Below are 18,476 nucleotides of genomic sequence, written 5' to 3'. Positions count from 1 at the left end.
CTACAAGTTTAAATCTATACCCGACGCTAATTTAATTGCACCCGGCCCGAAACGGCGGCGTATCTTATCCATTGCCTGACAAAGGCTGTATTGTTCTTCAGATTCGGAATAAAGATCGATTTGTTCAAACCCACAAACCAGGTTGGAAAGCCTGACACCCACCAGTCTTATTAATAGGCGTTTTTGATACAGCTGCTTAAACAGCTCTTTGGTTTTGGAAATTAATACGCTATCCAAAGCGGTGTAAGGAACTTTCGCTTGTTTGGTAACCGTTTCAAAGGTCGAATAACGGATGGTGACCGTAATGCAGGCCGTTTGCTTTTTGCTTTGGCGTAACTCAAAAGCTAAATCCATTACCATTGATGTAAGGAGATGGTTGATTGTCTCTACATCAATACTGTCCTGATTAAAGGTTGACTGTGTACCTATTGATTTCGCTTCGTGGTAAGGAATGACTGGCGAATCATCAATACCCTTAGCCTTTAGAAGCAGCCAAATACCATTTTTACCCAAAATACTCGTCATGTATTCGGGATGCACTTGGGCAAGCGTGTGAATACGCTTGATCCCCATATCGCTCAACTTGATAAATGTTTTCTCGCCTAACCCAGGAATTTTGCGGATAGATAAGGGGTTCAAAAAAGGCAGAACACCTCGTTTGGCTACACTAAGTTCACCATTCGGTTTACATTCGTTAGTTGCCATTTTGGAAACCGTTTTGTTAACGGACAGACCAAAAGAAATAGGTAAGCCAGTTTCTCTCATTACCTTCGCCCGGATTTCCTTTGCGCATTTGAGTGTGCCGTAATGCTTATCCATTCCGGTCATATCGATATAATGTTCGTCGATGCTTGCTTTTTCAAGTAAAGGAACTTGCTCTTGAATGATCTCGGTTATCTCGTGTGACGCCTTAGTATATTCGTCCATGTTACCTCTTATCCATACCGCCTGCGGACAAAGCCTACGCGCTAACCGTGCTGGCATAGCAGAATGAACGCCGAACTTCCGTGCCTCATAACTACATGATGCTACCACACCACGATCAGAGAGGCTGCCAATAATTACAGCTTTGCCGACTAAGCGAGGATCTTTCCTCACCTCTACAGATACAAAAAATGCATCCTGATCCATGTGAATTATTTGGCGGTCGGCGCTCATGTTAGTGTTTGCTATTACATTTATTGTTGTAAAATTTTATATTTCTTTCGGTCTGAAATTGGCGTTTAGATCACGCCCCAAAAACCGACAGGAGAATCCCTACAAAACTAATACTAAAAATATTAGTATTTAAAATCTTTTTTCGATTAATTTTGCATAACAGGTTTTAAGCGAAATAACAATCTGATTTTAAATTGCTTAATTGAGCTTATAACTTGATTTATCAACCATTGTAAAAGACAGGGGTAGTTTTGGAATTTATAAAAAACTCATAATTTTATACAAAATGAGGGAAGTTGAGCCGCCATTTGAGATTCACTACAAAGGGAATGTTTCAAAAGTTGTTGAGGCTGAAATCAAGAGCCGCCGAATTTTCCAGGTTCAATTTGTTGATGGAAAAAGACCGCTTACAATTACTGTCGGCAAAGGCATTGGTGACGAAAAGTTTTGGACCTCCATACCTGAAGGCCGTCAAGAGGAAGCGGAAGAAGTTGGCAAGCTAATTGCCGCGTTTATAAGAAGTAAAAGAATGTAAGCATTATGTGTTATTATAACGGCCAAAGAGTTACCAGAGCAGAATACATCGAACTTAAAGGCTTGGCGAAGCCTGTGAGGAATTATGACTTTTTAAACGTAGGTGTGCATAACGGTTTTAATTATGCACCATGTGCCATATTAGTTCCTACAGAAGATGGTAAAGACTTTGAAATCACACAAGCAGAATGGGGTTACGTTCCCGGTTTTGTAAAGACGCGAGCGGAAGCAAATATTTTCCGGGCAAAATACACGACTCTCAACTTTAAGTCTGAAAATCTTTTTGTTAAGGAAGATGGTAAAAGATCCATGTGGGCTGACGCGGCAAAAAATCGCCGGTGTCTTGTTTTATCAAGCGGGATAGTAGAATCGAGACATATTCCTAAAATCGGTAAAAAAGGCCAGGAACTTAAAGAGACAATAAAGTATCCTTATCAGGTAGGCTTAAAAGATCAGGAATACTTTTACTTGCCAGGCTTGTACAATGAATGGCTTGATCCTGAAACGGGGCAGTTTGTAAACACCGTTGCCTTTGGCATTACTGATTCCAATTATGTAATGTCACAAATTCATAATTCGAAAAAAAGAATGCCCTCAATATTAACAGAAGATTTGGCTTGGGAATGGTTAATGGAGAAACCAACCGAGGCACGGCTTAGCCAAATTGCCCGTACACAAATTCCTTCTTCATTATTGGAATTTTGCACTGTTGACCGGGACTATCGCAAAACGTTGGAGGCAACTCCAATTGAATATCCTGAATTAGCGGCAATTGATACCACATTTGTCGATACCGAAGAATTGCAATTTAATCATTGGCAGGACCATGTGACGGTTAAAGCGTAATGGAAGAATTTCAGGTAGGTGAATATTACTGGCGGCCATGCGCAGAAATAATGACTATTCCAGATGGCCGGATTTATTATATCCCGATTTTTGATCATTTACATTCAGATGTCCAATTTGATTTTAGAGATGAACACTATCATATTGATGGCCGCTTTGAAATGGAGCCTCGAATGAAACAGCAATTCAATTGCTGGGATGGATATACCGCAGCTGTTATTGTTCCAGAACACTCATCAAGCTATAGCTTTCTTTCAATTGCTTCGACTAAAGTTAAATGTGAGCGAACGCAAACCGGCTTAAAATTACCTGATTGTCCAAACGAAAAACAACTTTTAAAAATTGAAAAATATCATTCCTGGTATAGGACTTATATAGGAAAAAGTTGTGAAGGGAAAAGGTGCCCTCATTTTAGTACTGAAATGCTGGAAAAAGGAGGATATTTAGTTTGTCCTATGCATGGTCTAACCGCAGACATTAAGTCCTTATTGATAATAGATTGATCATTGAGGTGTGCAGACATGTAAATCAATCACTTATATCGTAAAACCTTCTGGATGGCCTGATTTGTAAAGACTGGTTGATTAAGATCATCTGACTAATCTCGAATTTTGTCTTTGAGATCGATTGCACCAAGTAAGAGCTTTGTTAAAACTTAATTTTTTGTGTTTTTAAAAGCCAGTTTATAATACGGAGCAATCGGCGGGTTGACTTAATAAATTATTAATACTTATGAAAATTTTAGTAATAGGAGGTACAGGTTTAATCGGCAAAGACGTTAGCAGAAGATTAACCGACGCGGGTCATGAAGTGATTATTGGATCGCCGTCAAAAGGTATAAATATTGTTTCCGGCGACGGCTTAACAGAAGCCCTGAACGGTACGGAAGTAGTCATAGACTTATCAAATTCTGCATCACCAGATGATGAAACGGCATTGAATTTCTTTCGTGCTGCGGGCAAAAACCTCGCTGCCTCAGAAAAGCAAGCACGGGTGAAACATCACCTCGTCTTATCTATTGTCGGCACGGACCGAGCTACGTATATCGGATACCTTCAAGCGAAAAAAGAACAAGAAGATAACATCAAAAAATCCGGTGTTCCTTATACCATTATTCGCTCGACGCAATTTCATGAACATATCACTACCTTAATTGCTGTCCAGGGCAATGAAAACGAGGTTAATATTTCGACAGTCGACTATCAGCCGATCGCTGCAGCAGATGTGGTTGATTTTGTTGTTAAGCTGGCGTTGGAGAAACCCAAAAATGGAATTGTTGAAATCGCAGGTTCGGAACGTGCTCCGATGACCGATTTTGTTCGAAAATATCTTAATCATAAAGGTGATAGAAAAGCTCTTGTTGCAAATGACGATAACAAATACATGTTTTTTGATATCCCCAAAGACCTTTTAGTGCCACTTGGCGAATTCCGAGCAGGTTTGATCACTTTTGATAATTGGCTTAAGACAAACTAAAATCTACCTATATTTATCCGAAGGCAGGTCATAAGAGGGCGTGCCTTCGGTTATTTGACCTGAGCGAGCACTTGGGCAAACTTGTCCATCTCAGCATCGTCAAGCGATGCAAATCCAACCCTGATACCATTAACAGTATTTGAGTAACGATAAAGGCTGCCATCATTCATGTAGATTCCTTTAGCATACAGGCGATTTGATAGTTCGCTTATGGAATAATTTTCAGGAAAAACTATCCAAACAGCCATGCCCCCTTGTGGAACGGTAAACTTTACAAAATCGCCCAATGATGCGTTTAAAAGTTCACAAAATCTGTCGCGTCGCTCCCGGTATAATTTAATCGACCTTCGTAAATGACGTTGTAATTCACCGGTGCTGAAAAGATGGGCTACAGACTCTTCAAATAAAATGTCTCCCCGTATCTCTACCAATTGTTTAAGCCTTGACGCCTGTTGTATAAAACTGGTGCCGCCCACCAGGTAGCCCAACCGAATTGAGGGTGCTAAAGTTTTAGAGATAGAGCCGACATATAGTACATAGCCGCTATGATCAGCACTGGCCAAAGGCAAAATCGGGCTGTTATTATAATGAAAATCATAATCGTAATCATCTTCAATCACCGGCAATTGATATCTTCTGATAATATCTAACAACTTCATTCTCCTTTTGGCACTAAGGGTTACGGTTGTTGGGTGATGGTGGTGCGGGATGATGTATAAAAGATCCGGTCGGGACCGCCTACAAATCTCCTCGATTGCATCTACATCAATGCCATTGTGGTCTACTTTAACTTTCACCAACGTTGCGCCTAATTGCTCAAAGAGCTTATCCGCCAATATGTAATTCATATCAGCAACAATGACCGTGCTTCCGGCTTTTAAGACCATGCTTGCTGCAATATAAATAGCTAACTGCGCGCCGTGTGTTACCAGCACGTTCTCAGTTTCAATATTTAAAGCTCTCGTTCTCGATAAAAAATTAGCCAGCTCGCTTCTTAATAACATACTACCAGCCACGTTACCAGCTATTAGACGGCCGTGTAGATCGGCTTTACTCAATAATGTTTTATAACGATTGAATAATGAATTAAATGGTGCGATCCTTGGGTCTGGGTAACCGTCGTTTATTATTAAATGAAAGGGCTTTACTTCACGGTAAGTAGGCCTGTCGAAATTTATCTGCTGATAAAAGTTCGGTTGAACTAAAACCATTGCTGATAACATATTATCTGTTCTAAAAGATATTGGATCAATTACCGGCAGTTGCGTAGAAACGAACATTCCTTTTTTTGTAATAACTTCCAGCCATCCCTGCACTTTCAATTCATCATAAGCTGCGATTACGGTAGTTCTGTTAAGCTTGATCATGGCAGCCATATCCCGGCTGGGAGGTAATTGATGCCCCGGCTTGATTTTACCATTTCTAATCAGCGTAGTTAATGAGTTTGCTAATTGCCGGAATATGGGTGTTTTAGAAGTTCTATCAATTGAGATTAAGGTATCGAAAGGTAGTGTTTGGATGACCATTTGGATGCATTTTCAGACATTAGACCATCCAAATAACGAACTATGGTATGAAAATCCAAATTAAACTGACCGAAAATCCATTGTGAGCACTCAATTGATTTTCTTTACTTATTTAACAATTTTATAAATCCTTTTGGAGATTGGTGTATATTGTTTAAAAGGCAGCAGCCATAATATGACCACTGCCTTTAATATTAAGCTGTCAGTTTTCTTTTACGCGACTGCTTTTTTGCAGGAGCATCCTCCTTTTGCTGCTCTCGTTGTTTTAAGCTTCTTGCTGGTTTCTGATCAGTGTGCAGCAATTCTTCCCGTTTTATTTTTTTCATTTGATGATCGTATAGATCTACGGTTTTAAACTGTGGATTAGCTGCAATGAAATACTTTTTTTCACCATCCTCACCGCCAATACTAATTTGCTGGGCGTTACCTTTTTTCAAGGAGTACAAAAGTTCTTCCTTAGTTTTCGGGTCGTCCAACTCTTTGATGCCTTTTCCTGCGATAGTCTTTTCGAGATCGTAGCCATAATTTTCATGGTAATGCTTTATCTTTTTGTTACCATTCTCCGTGAGGTTTTTATCATCCAGCGTTAACCACGCCTGATATTTTTGGCCCTCTAAATTATAGAGCTGCTTATGAACGGCACGGCCTTCCATCAGGTTAAAGGCTTCTTTGGCGGTTATGCCGCTACCTTTATTGATAAAAAATGTCTGGTCGATATTTTTGGCCGGGTCGTGCTTGTGGTTGATAGTTGCATCATACTTGTTGAAGAAATACATGTCCTGACTGTCTCCAGCCTTAAAGTGCAAAGTATAGTCAACCGTTTTTTGGTTAAACTCGTGTTGAAGCCCTAATTTAAATTCAGGCGTTTTAGCGGCCATTTCCTTATCCAGTTCGGCATTTAACTTATCGCCAAAACCCAGATTAAGCAGGCTTTTTTTTAGAAATTCAGCATTTTGAGTATTCATAACTTAATGATTAAAGATGAAATAAATGGTTAATTAAAGTGTGTTGGCAGCTAAAGTATTAGCCGGTTGCTGCCGTGCCGGTGTAATTGTTTTTAAATCGTCCAGATCCTTTTGTTTAATTTGCAGGTAAAGGTGGCGGTTGCCATTTCGCTCGTATAATTCAACGTTTAGCGCCTGATCTTCAGACAGTGAAAAACGGTGAAAGCCGAATACTTTTGCAATCTCCTGTTTATGTGCAATTGAAGTTTTTTTATGAAGTGTAGTGATTAATGGCACTATCTCTTGTTCGTGAGTAGCCATCCTGGCAACAGTTTTTAAATCTCTGATATAAAAACGAACAAAATCAATTTCATAAGGCAGATTGGACTTGTTACGAATATCCAGCCTAAAGAAAACCCGGTTACCGGCAAGCGATAGTTTATTTACCCAGGCTTTTACCCCTCCGGTTTTTTCATGGTCTACTACATCTCTGCGTTTACCCTCAGCTAATTGGGTTACTACTGCACTATAATTATATTCAGCACTATTAATAACCTTTACCGTCAGTGGCGCCGCTCCGTCAACGTCAATTCTCCTGCCGGCTCGACCGTAAGAATATTCAACAGGAATATGATAAATTTTGGCTGTGCTAATTTCCTGCACATTAATCCGTGTTGGCTTAAAATTCGCATCGATTGCTTTAATTGTAATTAGGGCATCCTCCTTTTGATCCACATCAAAATCTGACGACGGTTTGCTGATAATTTTGACAGCAGATTTAAAAAACAAAGCGGTGGTTTTATCACGGCTTACATAGGCGGTATCTTGCGCGTGAGAAACCGTTCCCCACGCACCAAGAATGAAAATAATGAATGATTTTTTCATGGCTTATTTGATTTAATTATCACGGTCGTTACTATCCTTTAGGAGGACTTCGTAACCGGCTTTTACTTTAACTTTGATCTGTTTGACCTTACGGTTGAATAAACCTTTGGCGGCTTCCACTCCTGCACTTGCGGCCTGGGTAGCAACAGACTGATCCATTGACATAATTTGCATAGACTGAACTGCATCACCAACGCCATTTTTTGCAGCATCCCTGCCGATAGAACCGGGAACATATAATCCCTCCATACCATCAAGGTCATAAACAGTAAGTGCTACAGGCAGTATATTATTGAGATAGCGAATACTTGCTATTTTAATATCTAATCGTTCATTATTTAATGCGCAGGTGCCATATACGAAACTTCCCTTCGGTATCATTTTACCGTTGACGTAAATGCCATCAAGCAACCTTAATTTTATAACCGCGCCGCTAACCAGTGTCTGATCTTCATGAACAACCGCCTGAATGGTATTCCCTGGGTTTTCAGCATTATTCTCCGAGCGGCGCTTTTTTGCCTTGTTGCCGCCATCGTATGAAACATAACTAACTTGTGGTTTGGCGGTAGTATAATTATCATCATCATCGTCATTGGCAGCCATAACCGCGTACACCCTCCCGTGATTTTTCAATGATTGGTTACGCAATCTGTTATTGGCATTACCTGGGTTTTGTATATCGTTTATTTGTTGCAGCATTTGCGTTAGCTGTTTCATTTCAGGATCACTGCCTCCTCCGTTGCCATTCATCGCTTTCATCATCAACTCCAACCTTTTTACATCAGCCGCAGATTGCGCCAAGGATGCGCCGCCGCCACCATAGTTTGGTGTTTCCGGTTGATTGATCTGCTGATTTATTGCGGCAAGTTTTGCCTGAATTTTTGCTTCATTTACATCTGCTGTGGAGGTTCCCGTTAGATTAGCCGTGGAACGCTGCGTACTTGAATCAAGATTGCCAGCTTTAGCCGCATCCAGTCCCATTGATTTGATGAAACTTTCGCTAACCCCGCTATTGGCTGAACTTGTGGAATCCGTTTTAACGGTTTGATAAACACCCATTTTATCCTGGGCCTTTTGATCCTTAAATTGTGCTTGCGGCAATGAAGCATTTAGGCCTTGCGGATTGGAATTTTCAAATTCCAACGCTGATTGTTTACCTCCACCTAACGCCCAAAATGCCATTGTTAAAAATGGAATAATAAGCAGGGGCATAATGACTAAAAATTTGCGCTCCTTCATAAATTCGGGAGTGTGCTGCGGCATTTGGCCGCGATTTAATGCTGCATTCATGATTTACTTTTTTATAGTTAATGAATCTGTTAATTGACGTTTAATGAATTGGGGATCGGGAAACTCTGATGCCTTCCCAATATGGGCGGAGGTATAATTTTGTGATAGTTTGGGAAGTGTATAAAAACTGCAGAATGAACTGCCAATAAGCAGGATTGACGTTAAGAGTCCGATTGCAATAGCAATCTGTTTCTTTTGCCGAATAGTGTAGGCATTAAACCATCTGTTAAGCCAGCCTGAAAAAAGATCTTGAAAATTTATTATCTGTTTTGCCAACCTCGCGGCAACCTTGTCGCTCAATTGTATTGAAGTTTTACTGTTTAATAAATTCATAGCTTTAATGTTGAATGGTGGTATCCCTGTTTGCTAAAGTTTCCCAATGCAGAATTAAGAAACCATGCGGGTTATTATCAGATCTGGCTACGTTCCGCAAATAACCCTGGGTAATCAGGCTGCGATTCGCAGTTGAAGTAGCGCGTATCAGTTTTTGAGTGGCGAAGCACTTGAAGTAATAAGGATATTGGTTGATATCCAGTTGAATGCTGTCTACAGTAACCTGCTGACTGATATTACCGGAAATGAGATTATTATAGTAACTCTTTTCCTTTAAATCATTGTATTGATTTTTGGCGCTCTCATCGGCCAGGTATAATGCTTTACCTATATTGGCATCAATTACCTTTTCATCAGGGTCGAGGGTGAAAAAATAATGATGGAACATTCTTATATGATCGCGGGCTTCGACTGGAATGTTGTCTTTTCGGTCGGCTGCAAATGCTTCTAATGCCTTTCCATTTGCCAGGATGTATATATGACTGCTGGCGATGTTTGCTGCCTGATAGCTTTTGAAGAGGGCGAAACATGAAATAATTGTGCATGCCGCAATCAAAAAATAGCTAAAAAGCTTAATATGCTTAAAGGCTGTTTCGATGTTTTTGAGATGTGTAAACATGTATATTAAATTTTAGGTGAATAATTAGGCTTGCTGTGGATCAATCTTGCTTGCCCGTCCGTTATTGGGGTTACTGCCCCTTTCTTGAAAATATGGTCTGGAAACTGCGCTTTCGGCCATGCTTTGGTTGGTATTGGATTTCTGATTACCAAAGGCATCTGCTGACATACTACTACCCGATGCCGCTCCGGCAACAGAATGACTTGAACTGCTTACAATACTGTTTACTTTTTGGAGTAGGCCATTACCGCCACCTGCGTTAACTATATAATTTGCAACGCTTGGTACTGTGAAGTAACCGATGATCCCAATAATTAAAAATATGAGGTATGCAGTATCGGTCGAACTAAAGAAAGTATCACCCGCATTTTGAACCTCGCTAATATCCAGTTTCAGCATATTTTCCTGAACCTTACCTATAATTGCACCGAAAATATTTGCTACGGGCAACCAAAGAAATACATTGATATATTTAGCTAACCAAACTGTTAACGTGTGCTGAAACCCATCGAATACAGCTAAGCCAAATACTATAGGCCCTAATATCGCGAGAATGATAAGGTAAAAAGTTCGGATGGTATTGATACACAATGCCGCTGCTTCATAAAGCACTTGCAAAACTTCCGACATCCATTGCTTAACTGAATTGCGAAAATTGTATGAAGCTTTAGCCATTGCGAACTTTACATCGTTTCCAACACTGGCAAGCATTCCTTCACCGCTACCATCCTTATCTTCAGGGTGAGTGTATTTGTACCATTTATCCCGGTCGCCATCGCCATCTGCTCCAACATACATTTGCCAGGTGTCCGTTTTCTCTACAGCTGCCTCTTTGGCCTTAAGTAAGGCGGCTATAGCTGCATCGGAATTTTGTACCATTCCACCGGTTGCACTGACTGTAGGCGACATAATGCCGTTAATAATTGCGATTACTGTAGGAAATAAAAGAATGGCTAAACCTAAAGCGAATGGCCGCATCAGCGGGTAAAAATCTATTGGCTCGGCGCTGGCTATTTGTCGCCATACACGACTGCCTATATACCATAAAGCACCAAATCCAGCTATAGCTCTACCAACACCGATGAGTTGGCTGCACATAGGAAGCATATCATTATATACGCCGTTTAAAGTTCCCTGTAAGCCTTGAATGTCTGTTGCAAGGCCGTCTGCTTTGGAAAGCAAAGGAAAAGCCATCCCCGTTACCGCAAGAATTGCGGTTAAAAAAAACTTCTTTTTCATAAAATTGGGATTAGTTATTTATACCATAGATCTGCTTCACCGTACGAGTGTCGCCTCTGTCTTTGTTGCGCTGAATATTTAATAAAATGCCTTGCCGATTGAAATGCCGGAGGAATTGCAGTTTATCTGAACTACTGGCATATATTCGGTCAATCGCCCTGATTCGCTCATCATCGGACATCCGCAGTTTACCAGCGGTGAGAACATTAGTCAGATCGTCCAAATTTTGAAGGCTTTGGTTGACAAGTTGTGTATAAACACTACTCATATAATTTAATTCACTTGCACTAAAAGAGCCACTATGCTCAAATCGTTTATAGGCGCTTTTATATTCGCTAATCAAACTGGCCTGTTGCGAGATAATCTCAGCTACTCTACCATAATTTCTGACAGCAGGGTTTATTGACAGCAAGCCGTTAAGGTAAACGCTGTGCAAATCAAAGTTACCTTTCGATAGTTGGGATATGCTGCCATAACCTTGCTGATATATTTGGTAACCCATTTTCATATCGCTCAGTATGCCTTTTAATTGGGTTAACTTTTCAATATCTAAAATCAATTGTTGCATTTCCTGAACTTGTGCGGTTGCAACTTTCGTCGTAACCAGACAAACGAAAAACACTATCGTAATTAGGCTATTCCTTATTTGCTTCTTCATAATAACTGGCTTTATTGAATTCCGTAAATCTTCTTTTGGGTGAACACATTACTTTTTTCCTGCACCCGCTGAATTGCGTAAACTTTAACCTGATCAGAGAATGATGAAGCAAAACGGTAATTGTTCTGCATGGAGGTATGAATAGCACCAATATTTTTTAACCGCTCTTCGTCGCTCATTTTTAGTTTGGTGTCAGTAACCACATTTTGTAATTCAGTGATTTGCTGGTCACAATCTTTAAATAAGGCGGTTCTAACTTGTAGAATATATTTCCTTTCCCCGTCGTTGAGATTAGCAGTTTTGTCAAGCGTGTTCATTCGATTAAGTATATCCCTTTGCCATTGCAGTATGTCCTTCACCTGTTTATTATTTTTAACTATAAGGCTAACATTTTGCAGGTTGTTATAGTACGTAGTGTGTAGGTTGTTCTCTGATTTAAGATAGCCTGTTATCGATCCTAAGCCGTTACGGGCAATATTATTACCAGCTTTGTAGTATGAGGCGTAAACCTGTAATGCGGCAATTTGCTGTAAAAGGTATTTTTTTTGGGTCTTTTTCTGTTGGAACCATTCAGCAAAGGTTTGTGCTCTAACGGTAGTTGCCAGCGCAGAAGCGGCAACAGTCATTATTGTAAAAGCCAGTAATTTCTTGCTTTTACGCCGGATTTCATCTGCCCGTGACTTAATTTGATTAATTGATTCCATAAAGTTTTTTTATTGATTGTGTATCACTTAAATCTTTACTGCGTTGCAAACTCAATTGAATGCCTTGATTATTAAATTGATGCAGATCATTATAATTTTCATCTAAATGATCGCTGGCTTTATTAATTAATTCCAGGCGTTGTTCATCCGTCATTTGTGTTTTTGCCGGACTTACCACGAGCATGATCTCATCGAGATTTTTAACACTTGCATCCAAGATGCCAGTGTAAACCTTTTGCATATAATTTAATTCCTGAGGATTGAAATGATTATCCTGCCTAAAGAGGCTCCAGGCTTTTTTGTATTCATAAACCAATGCCGCCTGTTTCAACGTGATATCCTTAATTCGCTGATACTTTGATATGGTGGCTTTAATGTTTCCCAGTTCCGTATAGTAATTACTGTATAATTTCTTTTGCTGTTCTGTCCAACCTGAAATTTCCGTTAACCTGGCTTTGGACATTTGATTTTCAATGACCTTTTGCGCGTTCTGCAGCCATATCGTTTTATTCTGCATTCGCTGTACTTTAAGGTCAATAGCTTTAATTATTTTGGTAACAGTTAGCTTAATTACTTCGCCAATTACAAATTGTGCTTTCGCTGGCTTTATTGAAGTTATACTAATGACAATGAGTACAATAATGACTTTTAATTCTTTAAATTTTTTCATAAAAACCTCCCTGTTTGGTCATTTCTGACCAATTAATTTTAGAATCAATAAGTAGGTTTGACTATTTTACTTTAGTGTACTCCGATGCACCAAGTTTTAATTTATGAGTACCTGGTAATATGCTGATTTGTCGCCCTAAATCAGTTTCTTGCAATAATTGTTTGTCTGAGTTGTATGAAGAAACCCATTTCGCTACTTTGAACTCCTTTGGTAGTTGCTGACCATTTCTGATTTTATTAAAACCTGTCTGCCGCTTCACATCATACGAATTATCCGAAGATTTAATTGAGGATATTATCAAAGTATCATCTGTTATATTAAACTCATTTTGAAAATGAGTAACATACGTGCCTTCTATATTCTCACTACTTTTCGTAGCGTTATTGCAGCCTATTGATAATACTGCTACGATTGCTAAAAAAACGAATAATGCTTTCATAATTACGGGTTTTAGTTTATGCTGCTTTTTCTAATTCTTCTCTAACGATGGCGGCTATTGCAAGCTTTACACTGCCTAATTTTTTAGTGTATGCATGAACTTTGGCTTTTTCTGATGCTTCAGTAGTATAAGTCCAATACTCTTCCCGGCTTACTTCGGTACGGTACACTTTTGATAACTGGCCGTTAAGGCTGATGAAAACTTCTTTATATTTTAAGTTTTCATCATTATTGCGGTTCATACTCATAATGAGCGCAGTTTCTTTGTCAGTAATCCCTAATAGTTGTTGTATTTTAGGGAAGTCATTTTGATACTTACGCTGGTCAAGTAATATCTTGCAATCACTATTGTTTATGATAGCCTGTTTAACTACCGGCGAACTAATTATATCTTCAATTTCCTGGGTTACTACTAATGCCTCACCAAAATATTTACGGACAGTTTTAAATAGGTATTTAATATATTCGGCCATACCTTCCCGGGCAATTGCTTTCCATGCTTCTTCTATCAAAATCATTTTGCGGGTATCTTTGGCAAGCTTGCGCATTTTAGAAACAAAGGTTTCCATAATTATTAGTGTGACCACTGGAAAAAGAATTGGGTGGTCTTTAATATTGTCTAACTCAAAGACAATAAAACGCTTTTGCAAAAGATCAAGATTCTCTTTAGCATTTAGCAGGTAAGCGTATTCACCACCTTTATAGTATGGTTTCAATACAAATAACATATTATCAATATCAAAACGTATATCTTTTACTTTTGATTGTCTCATCGTTTCATAAAAGTCCTCGCTAAGAAATTCATAAAAGCTATCGAAACACGGAAAAATATCAGGATGGTTTTTCAATTTCTCGTAGTAATGATATAATGCGTCAGATATGGCTACATATTCAGACCGCTGTACACCCTCATCTTCTTTTTTCCATAATGCGAGTATCATAGCTTTAATACTTTCCTTTTTTTCCGTGTCCAGATAATCACCATCAGCGATATAGAATGGGTTAAAGCTGATTGGTTCGTCCTCGGTATATGTGAAGTAATAACCACCTACAAAGTCACAAAGCCCCTGATAACTATGTCCGACATCGACTAACACCACATGGGAACCCTGCTCGAAATAACTCCGTAGCAGGTGGTTAGTAAAGAAAGACTTGCCGCTTCCTGACGGTCCTAAAATAAATTTATTGCGATTTGTTGTAATTCCCTTAGTCATAGGATCATCGCTGATATCCACATGAACCGGTTTGCCCGAGAGACGGTCACCCAAGCGAATACCACAAGGGCTGATACTTGACTGATAATTTGTTTCAAGGTTCAAGAAACAGGTCGCTTGCTCTACGAACGTATCAAAAGTATCATTCATTGGAAATGCAGCCTCATTGCCTGGCAATCCTGCCCACCAAATCTGGGCGGCACCGTCGGTTTCCTGTTTGGGCTGTGCATCCATTTGAGCCAAAGAAGAGCTAACCTTATTTTTGAGATCTTTTAAATGCCCTGGGTCATCCGTCCACGCTAAAACATTAAAGTGCGCTTTAACAGGTAAGCGCTGCTGAGTAATAGCCTCATTTAAAAAATCGTGGGTAGCATCACGGCCAATCGCATTTTCGCGAGAATAAGCTGAGAGCGATTGCAGGCGCAATTTTTTTGCTTCCAGTTTTTTGATCGTTTGCAGGCTGTCACCGATAAATATATATTGGTTGTACAAATGGTTACATTTCAACAGTGTACCTATAGGTGTAGCAAAGCCAGTACTAAATTTTGTTTTATCAGTACTGTATTTATCATAGGTAATCCTCGGGCCGCATAAGGGCGGCAGATCCTCGGCATCGCTTAAAGTATAAAGCTGGCAATGATTGTCACCGATTCTGATCTCATCTTGAATATGAATATCTTTCAATACTGGTGCTTCGCTTTGATTAAGCAGAAAACAATATTGCTCTAAAACTCCGGCATTATTTAATGTTCCTGCTAACTCGTCATCGTTTAGCCGTGAAAGGGTTATTAACCCACTATCCTCCAAAACTCTTACAAATTGGCCGGCGCTATCCTGAAAATCTATAAATAGTTCGTCGCACGTAGTTTGTACAGGTACAATACGTTTTCGCATAAGTGAAGTAACAGCGCTTGAATACTGCTTAAACTTATCAGGTTTTTTAGTAATGAAAATATGGCAATAATGATGCAAAAACTCGCGTTCGTGAAAATAACGTTCACTGGAATGAGATAAGAAAGTTTTGACCTGCTGATGACCCTCTTTAGCAAACACAGCTTCGTATTGATCATTGATAAACCAATCCTGTTTATGAAATACGGTATTTTTAGGCAAAAGCTTCAGCGCTTTTATAATAACTTCATGGAAGGCAAGATATTCGTCATTTGACAAGGTGAAAATTTCCGGCAGATTCACTTTGTAACCAATAGTAAGATCACCATTTGCGGAAACCATGCAATTATGTTCGACCTTATAAACAGGAAATACCTGTTCCGCTTTGCTGTGTGTTGCCATAATTATTTTTTTAGCTGTAAAAAGATTTTTCGGGTGGTAAACTTCAAGTGGTTGGGCAAATACCTTTTGGCTGTTTTTTTCATTAAGCCGTGTTCGCCATATTTATGACTTAATTTGAATACCTGAAAAAATAGGGCACTGCCCAAAACGGATATGATGATGATACACAACACAACAGGCACGCCTACGATATACATTATTGCAAACCCGATTAACAACAGTACCAGCCCAACTGCCAGGTAGCCGATATATTGTGCTTTCAACCCTTTAAACTCAATTGGCTTATTTATGCCCTTATTTATTTGATATAATGCCATGATTTGATTTTATACTCCGAAGAATGATTTTAAAACCGTAGCCACTACAACTAAAAAGATACAACTGCCAAACCAACTTGAAGCAACCTTGCCGGTATCATGTTCGCCATCATTCCATTTTTTAAATACTTTAATCGCTCCGACAAGTCCGACTATAGCACCGATAGCATACATTAAACTTGTTCCTGTACTGAAATAACTTTTAACTTGTGTAGTTGCTGCCGTTATTCCAGAATTGCCGTCCTGTGCGTAAAGACTTAGGCTGATTATCAATAAAGTGATTGTAGTCAGTAAATGCCTGAAAAATGTTACCGCTCTTAAACGGAAGTCTGTTTTTTGAGATTTCATAAATTTTAAATTAGTGTAAACGGATTGTTGCCTACGCCCACGTGCTTTGAAAGTCGGATAAGGCAACTGTGAATTTTAATTTGTCTTTGGAAATTTCCACTACGTGGTTTAGCGCAGCCGGTAGGTCTATTTGCTCTTGAAACCTTTTGTAAGAGCTAATCAATATATTAACCAGCGTTATAAACTCCTGCTTATTGTCAACATCCATAAATGCGTCAATAAGGTTACCAGCTTCCGAAACTAATTCAGATGATGGGTCGGTTTGAATTTCAGTTTGGATTGGCTTGTTAACGATATGTTCCGGTTCGTCCGGCAAAACATCTGTGAAGGGTAAATTCTGCGTTTCGCTAACTGTTACACCGTTATCAGGTTTTGCCTGACCCATGACTGTAATAGCAGGCGAATGAATTGCTGAAAAGATATCAGTGGTTTGCGACTTGCGGTTAAAGAGATCGCTAATCTCTTTTTGATAATACCTGAGCACCACATACAGGTAATATGAAATTGTTATGATTACAACAGCTGTGAGATAGTGCTGCCAGGAAATAGAGGACAACATATTATTTTGCTTTAATCCTCACCGCACCATGCGGCGATTGTGAAAGCAAAGGTTGGGGTAGTAAAAAAAATTATTTCACACCTTACACATGAGGTAGGTGTTTTTTTTTATTTATATCTTTATAAAATGCTGAAATATAGTGGTTTATAAATTACTCAAATTTCATTTTTTGTTGCGGACCACTGTCTTCATCTAATTTTTCATCAATTCTTCTAAGTAATGCGAGCTTAAGTTTATCCAAGAAAGATGTACGTTCCTTTTTGCGCCGTGTTATATCTGTATATTTATGATAGTAAGACCCCAAATCAACATGAAATACCGTTTGGAAAAAGCTAACTACTGATTTGATTTCCGAGTTTCCATTATTAAACACTCCCAATGCAACTAAGGCATAAATTAGTTCAACCAAGTCAGTTTTATTTGCCGTCCAGGTTAAAGGCAGCTCAATTCCTATTTCTTGTGGTTCTTGATCATGATTCATTATTTTTTGCAGTTCAAGGTTTAGATAATCTTGATACTTTTCATTTGCAATAATCTTAGACAGCTTATAATCATGGCTGGTGGAATAAAGCTCATCTTCTTCAAAATCTTCTAATTCTACGTGAACGTCGAAACCGCCACGAGTGAAATAGACTTCATCCATTTGTGTAGATCCGGACCGATAATACTGATAAAAAGCATGATTATGATCGAAAAACCGTTTTATATCGGTCAATTCATAGTTGATGTAGTCTTTGATAATCTCTTCACTTCCCAAAGGCTTTTGCATCAAAAAATTATAGACATTAATAAAGTATATGTACTTACTATAAAATTGGGGTTTTACGATTTTAAAAAATTCTATTTCATCCTCGGTACTCTCGAAATTGTAACTGGAGATATAATTTTTAAGTTTTGCCATTGCTTTTTTGCAAAGCAGAATTGACGTTTTGTATTGATCCGCTAATGAATCACCATTAATTGAAACTTCATTCAATTGGTTTTCTAAAGCGCTATAGAAACGCTCAGTTATTGTTCTCATATGATAAAGTATAGGTTTAGAAGTAGTAAAGAATTTATATAAGCAAATAGTAACGGTTTAAGTAAAAAAATAGTTGTATAGCAAAGCTTAACTACTTGGGGGGTAGCAATCAAATTCTGCGGGAAATCAATTTTTAAATTAGGTTTTAGCCGGCGACTGTAACAACTCCAAAAGTGTTATGCTTAAACCATCTGCTATTTCTTGAAGGTAGATATAAGAAGGATTAATATTCCCGGCTTCTAAACGTTGTATCGATTGCTGGTCTTTTCCAATGGAATGGGCAAGCTGTAGTTGAGTAATACCTTTATCCTTTCGGATTTCGCGTATTCTTTCACCTAAATCTTTTAATAGTTCTTCCTTTTTCATCGGAAGTATAAAAGAATAGCAAAGCGAACGAAATTAAC

The 18,476-nt window shown here is 38.9% G+C and carries 22 protein-coding genes; 4 read left to right on the top strand and 18 right to left on the bottom strand.

The window, feature by feature from the left end:
• On the bottom strand, positions 1–1,158 hold the full coding sequence (dinB, locus tag BLP33_RS00560; protein WP_090523656.1) for a DNA polymerase IV: 1,158 nt from the start codon (positions 1,156–1,158) through the stop codon (positions 1–3).
• 286 nt (positions 1,159–1,444) lie between these two features.
• On the opposite strand from dinB, the gene BLP33_RS00555 reads away from it, so the two are divergent.
• From BLP33_RS00555 to BLP33_RS00540, 4 genes are all read left to right on the top strand, one after another.
• Positions 1,445–1,693, top strand: a complete 249-nt coding sequence (locus tag BLP33_RS00555; protein WP_090523654.1) for a hypothetical protein — start codon at positions 1,445–1,447, stop codon at positions 1,691–1,693.
• A gap of 5 nt (positions 1,694–1,698) precedes the next feature.
• Entirely contained in the window at positions 1,699–2,538 is an 840-nt protein-coding gene (locus tag BLP33_RS00550) for an SOS response-associated peptidase (protein WP_090523651.1), read from the top strand.
• Positions 2,538–3,041 carry a hypothetical protein gene (locus BLP33_RS00545; protein ID WP_090523649.1) on the top strand — a complete coding sequence of 168 codons (504 nt, stop codon included), beginning with the start codon at positions 2,538–2,540 and terminating at the stop codon, positions 3,039–3,041. The genes BLP33_RS00550 and BLP33_RS00545 overlap by 1 nt, the downstream gene beginning before the upstream one ends.
• A 229-nt stretch (positions 3,042–3,270) precedes the next feature.
• Positions 3,271–4,014 carry an SDR family oxidoreductase gene (locus tag BLP33_RS00540; RefSeq protein WP_090523644.1) on the top strand — a complete coding sequence of 248 codons (744 nt, stop codon included), beginning with the start codon at positions 3,271–3,273 and terminating at the stop codon, positions 4,012–4,014.
• Between the two features lie 50 nt (positions 4,015–4,064).
• On the opposite strand, the gene BLP33_RS00535 is transcribed toward BLP33_RS00540, so the two are convergent.
• From BLP33_RS00535 to BLP33_RS00455, 17 genes are all read right to left on the bottom strand, one after another.
• Complete coding sequence (locus BLP33_RS00535) at positions 4,065–5,540, bottom strand: aminotransferase-like domain-containing protein (RefSeq protein ID WP_090523641.1); 1,476 nt, start codon at positions 5,538–5,540, stop codon at positions 4,065–4,067.
• Between the two features lie 194 nt (positions 5,541–5,734).
• Positions 5,735–6,505, bottom strand: a complete 771-nt coding sequence (locus BLP33_RS00530; protein WP_090523639.1) for a hypothetical protein — start codon at positions 6,503–6,505, stop codon at positions 5,735–5,737.
• Positions 6,506–6,538: 33 nt separating this feature from the next.
• The gene (locus tag BLP33_RS00525; RefSeq protein ID WP_090523637.1) at positions 6,539–7,369 is read right to left on the bottom strand and encodes a DUF4138 domain-containing protein; all 831 of its coding nucleotides are present in this window, start codon (positions 7,367–7,369) and stop codon (positions 6,539–6,541) included.
• Positions 7,370–7,381: 12 nt separating this feature from the next.
• A complete protein-coding gene (gene traM / locus BLP33_RS00520; protein WP_090523635.1) occupies positions 7,382–8,659 on the bottom strand; it encodes a conjugative transposon protein TraM in 1,278 nt (425 codons plus the stop codon).
• Positions 8,660–8,662: 3 nt separating this feature from the next.
• On the bottom strand, positions 8,663–8,992 hold the full coding sequence (locus BLP33_RS00515) for a hypothetical protein (RefSeq protein WP_090523632.1): 330 nt from the start codon (positions 8,990–8,992) through the stop codon (positions 8,663–8,665).
• Between the two features lie 4 nt (positions 8,993–8,996).
• Complete coding sequence (gene traK / locus BLP33_RS00510; protein ID WP_090523628.1) at positions 8,997–9,611, bottom strand: conjugative transposon protein TraK; 615 nt, start codon at positions 9,609–9,611, stop codon at positions 8,997–8,999.
• Positions 9,612–9,635: 24 nt separating this feature from the next.
• On the bottom strand, positions 9,636–10,850 hold the full coding sequence (gene traJ, locus BLP33_RS00505) for a conjugative transposon protein TraJ (protein ID WP_090523625.1): 1,215 nt from the start codon (positions 10,848–10,850) through the stop codon (positions 9,636–9,638).
• 10 nt (positions 10,851–10,860) lie between these two features.
• Complete coding sequence (locus tag BLP33_RS00500; protein WP_217633089.1) at positions 10,861–11,508, bottom strand: TerB family tellurite resistance protein; 648 nt, start codon at positions 11,506–11,508, stop codon at positions 10,861–10,863.
• Between the two features lie 11 nt (positions 11,509–11,519).
• Positions 11,520–12,134, bottom strand: coding sequence for a hypothetical protein (locus BLP33_RS00495; protein ID WP_175489877.1), 615 nt, complete (start codon positions 12,132–12,134; stop codon positions 11,520–11,522).
• Positions 12,135–12,198: 64 nt separating this feature from the next.
• Positions 12,199–12,882, bottom strand: coding sequence for a conjugal transfer protein TraI (locus tag BLP33_RS00490; RefSeq protein WP_090523620.1), 684 nt, complete (start codon positions 12,880–12,882; stop codon positions 12,199–12,201).
• Between the two features lie 61 nt (positions 12,883–12,943).
• Positions 12,944–13,321: a hypothetical protein gene (locus BLP33_RS00485; RefSeq protein ID WP_090523617.1), complete on the bottom strand. Its 378-nt coding sequence runs from the start codon at positions 13,319–13,321 to the stop codon at positions 12,944–12,946.
• A gap of 16 nt (positions 13,322–13,337) precedes the next feature.
• The gene (locus BLP33_RS00480; protein ID WP_090523615.1) at positions 13,338–15,827 is read right to left on the bottom strand and encodes a TraG family conjugative transposon ATPase; all 2,490 of its coding nucleotides are present in this window, start codon (positions 15,825–15,827) and stop codon (positions 13,338–13,340) included.
• Between the two features lie 2 nt (positions 15,828–15,829).
• A complete protein-coding gene (locus tag BLP33_RS00475; protein WP_090523612.1) occupies positions 15,830–16,144 on the bottom strand; it encodes a DUF4133 domain-containing protein in 315 nt (104 codons plus the stop codon).
• A gap of 9 nt (positions 16,145–16,153) precedes the next feature.
• Positions 16,154–16,492 carry a DUF4134 domain-containing protein gene (locus tag BLP33_RS00470; RefSeq protein ID WP_090523609.1) on the bottom strand — a complete coding sequence of 113 codons (339 nt, stop codon included), beginning with the start codon at positions 16,490–16,492 and terminating at the stop codon, positions 16,154–16,156.
• Between the two features lie 31 nt (positions 16,493–16,523).
• Positions 16,524–17,051 carry a hypothetical protein gene (locus BLP33_RS00465; protein ID WP_090523606.1) on the bottom strand — a complete coding sequence of 176 codons (528 nt, stop codon included), beginning with the start codon at positions 17,049–17,051 and terminating at the stop codon, positions 16,524–16,526.
• A 151-nt stretch (positions 17,052–17,202) separates the two neighbouring features.
• Positions 17,203–18,072 carry an RteC domain-containing protein gene (locus BLP33_RS00460; protein WP_090523604.1) on the bottom strand — a complete coding sequence of 290 codons (870 nt, stop codon included), beginning with the start codon at positions 18,070–18,072 and terminating at the stop codon, positions 17,203–17,205.
• Positions 18,073–18,210: 138 nt separating this feature from the next.
• Positions 18,211–18,438 (bottom strand): helix-turn-helix domain-containing protein, encoded by a 228-nt coding sequence (locus tag BLP33_RS00455; RefSeq protein ID WP_090523599.1) that lies wholly within the window; start codon positions 18,436–18,438, stop codon positions 18,211–18,213.
• Between the last annotated feature and the right edge of the window lie 38 nt (positions 18,439–18,476).

Origin of the sequence: Mucilaginibacter sp. NFR10 (assembly GCF_900100445.1) — a bacterium.
In the GTDB taxonomy this organism is placed as follows: domain Bacteria; phylum Bacteroidota; class Bacteroidia; order Sphingobacteriales; family Sphingobacteriaceae; genus Mucilaginibacter; species Mucilaginibacter rubeus.
The sequence above is the reverse complement of the archived record's forward strand: the minus strand, read 5'-3'. Positions and strand labels throughout refer to the sequence as shown.

Bases quoted from the DNA above. Each gene is read 5' to 3' on its own strand.
- traM (WP_090523635.1), bottom strand. From the start codon at position 8,659: ATGAATGCAGCATTAAATCGCGGCCAAATGCCGCAGCACACTCCCGAA.
- BLP33_RS00465 (WP_090523606.1), bottom strand. From the start codon at position 17,051: ATGTTGTCCTCTATTTCCTGGCAGCACTATCTCACAGCTGTTGTAATC.
- BLP33_RS00525 (WP_090523637.1), bottom strand. From the start codon at position 7,369: ATGAAAAAATCATTCATTATTTTCATTCTTGGTGCGTGGGGAACGGTT.
- BLP33_RS00495 (WP_175489877.1), bottom strand. From the start codon at position 12,134: ATGACTGTTGCCGCTTCTGCGCTGGCAACTACCGTTAGAGCACAAACC.
- BLP33_RS00485 (WP_090523617.1), bottom strand. From the start codon at position 13,321: ATGAAAGCATTATTCGTTTTTTTAGCAATCGTAGCAGTATTATCAATA.
- BLP33_RS00555 (WP_090523654.1), top strand. From the start codon at position 1,445: ATGAGGGAAGTTGAGCCGCCATTTGAGATTCACTACAAAGGGAATGTT.
- BLP33_RS00480 (WP_090523615.1), bottom strand. From the start codon at position 15,827: ATGGCAACACACAGCAAAGCGGAACAGGTATTTCCTGTTTATAAGGTC.
- BLP33_RS00470 (WP_090523609.1), bottom strand. From the start codon at position 16,492: ATGAAATCTCAAAAAACAGACTTCCGTTTAAGAGCGGTAACATTTTTC.
- traK (WP_090523628.1), bottom strand. From the start codon at position 9,611: ATGTTTACACATCTCAAAAACATCGAAACAGCCTTTAAGCATATTAAG.
- BLP33_RS00475 (WP_090523612.1), bottom strand. From the start codon at position 16,144: ATGGCATTATATCAAATAAATAAGGGCATAAATAAGCCAATTGAGTTT.
- BLP33_RS00550 (WP_090523651.1), top strand. From the start codon at position 1,699: ATGTGTTATTATAACGGCCAAAGAGTTACCAGAGCAGAATACATCGAA.
- BLP33_RS00540 (WP_090523644.1), top strand. From the start codon at position 3,271: ATGAAAATTTTAGTAATAGGAGGTACAGGTTTAATCGGCAAAGACGTT.
- BLP33_RS00545 (WP_090523649.1), top strand. From the start codon at position 2,538: ATGGAAGAATTTCAGGTAGGTGAATATTACTGGCGGCCATGCGCAGAA.
- BLP33_RS00515 (WP_090523632.1), bottom strand. From the start codon at position 8,992: ATGAATTTATTAAACAGTAAAACTTCAATACAATTGAGCGACAAGGTT.
- BLP33_RS00490 (WP_090523620.1), bottom strand. From the start codon at position 12,882: ATGAAAAAATTTAAAGAATTAAAAGTCATTATTGTACTCATTGTCATT.
- BLP33_RS00535 (WP_090523641.1), bottom strand. From the start codon at position 5,540: ATGGTCATCCAAACACTACCTTTCGATACCTTAATCTCAATTGATAGA.
- traJ (WP_090523625.1), bottom strand. From the start codon at position 10,850: ATGAAAAAGAAGTTTTTTTTAACCGCAATTCTTGCGGTAACGGGGATG.
- BLP33_RS00460 (WP_090523604.1), bottom strand. From the start codon at position 18,072: ATGAGAACAATAACTGAGCGTTTCTATAGCGCTTTAGAAAACCAATTG.
- BLP33_RS00530 (WP_090523639.1), bottom strand. From the start codon at position 6,505: ATGAATACTCAAAATGCTGAATTTCTAAAAAAAAGCCTGCTTAATCTG.
- BLP33_RS00500 (WP_217633089.1), bottom strand. From the start codon at position 11,508: ATGAAGAAGCAAATAAGGAATAGCCTAATTACGATAGTGTTTTTCGTT.
- BLP33_RS00455 (WP_090523599.1), bottom strand. From the start codon at position 18,438: ATGAAAAAGGAAGAACTATTAAAAGATTTAGGTGAAAGAATACGCGAA.
- dinB (WP_090523656.1), bottom strand. From the start codon at position 1,158: ATGAGCGCCGACCGCCAAATAATTCACATGGATCAGGATGCATTTTTT.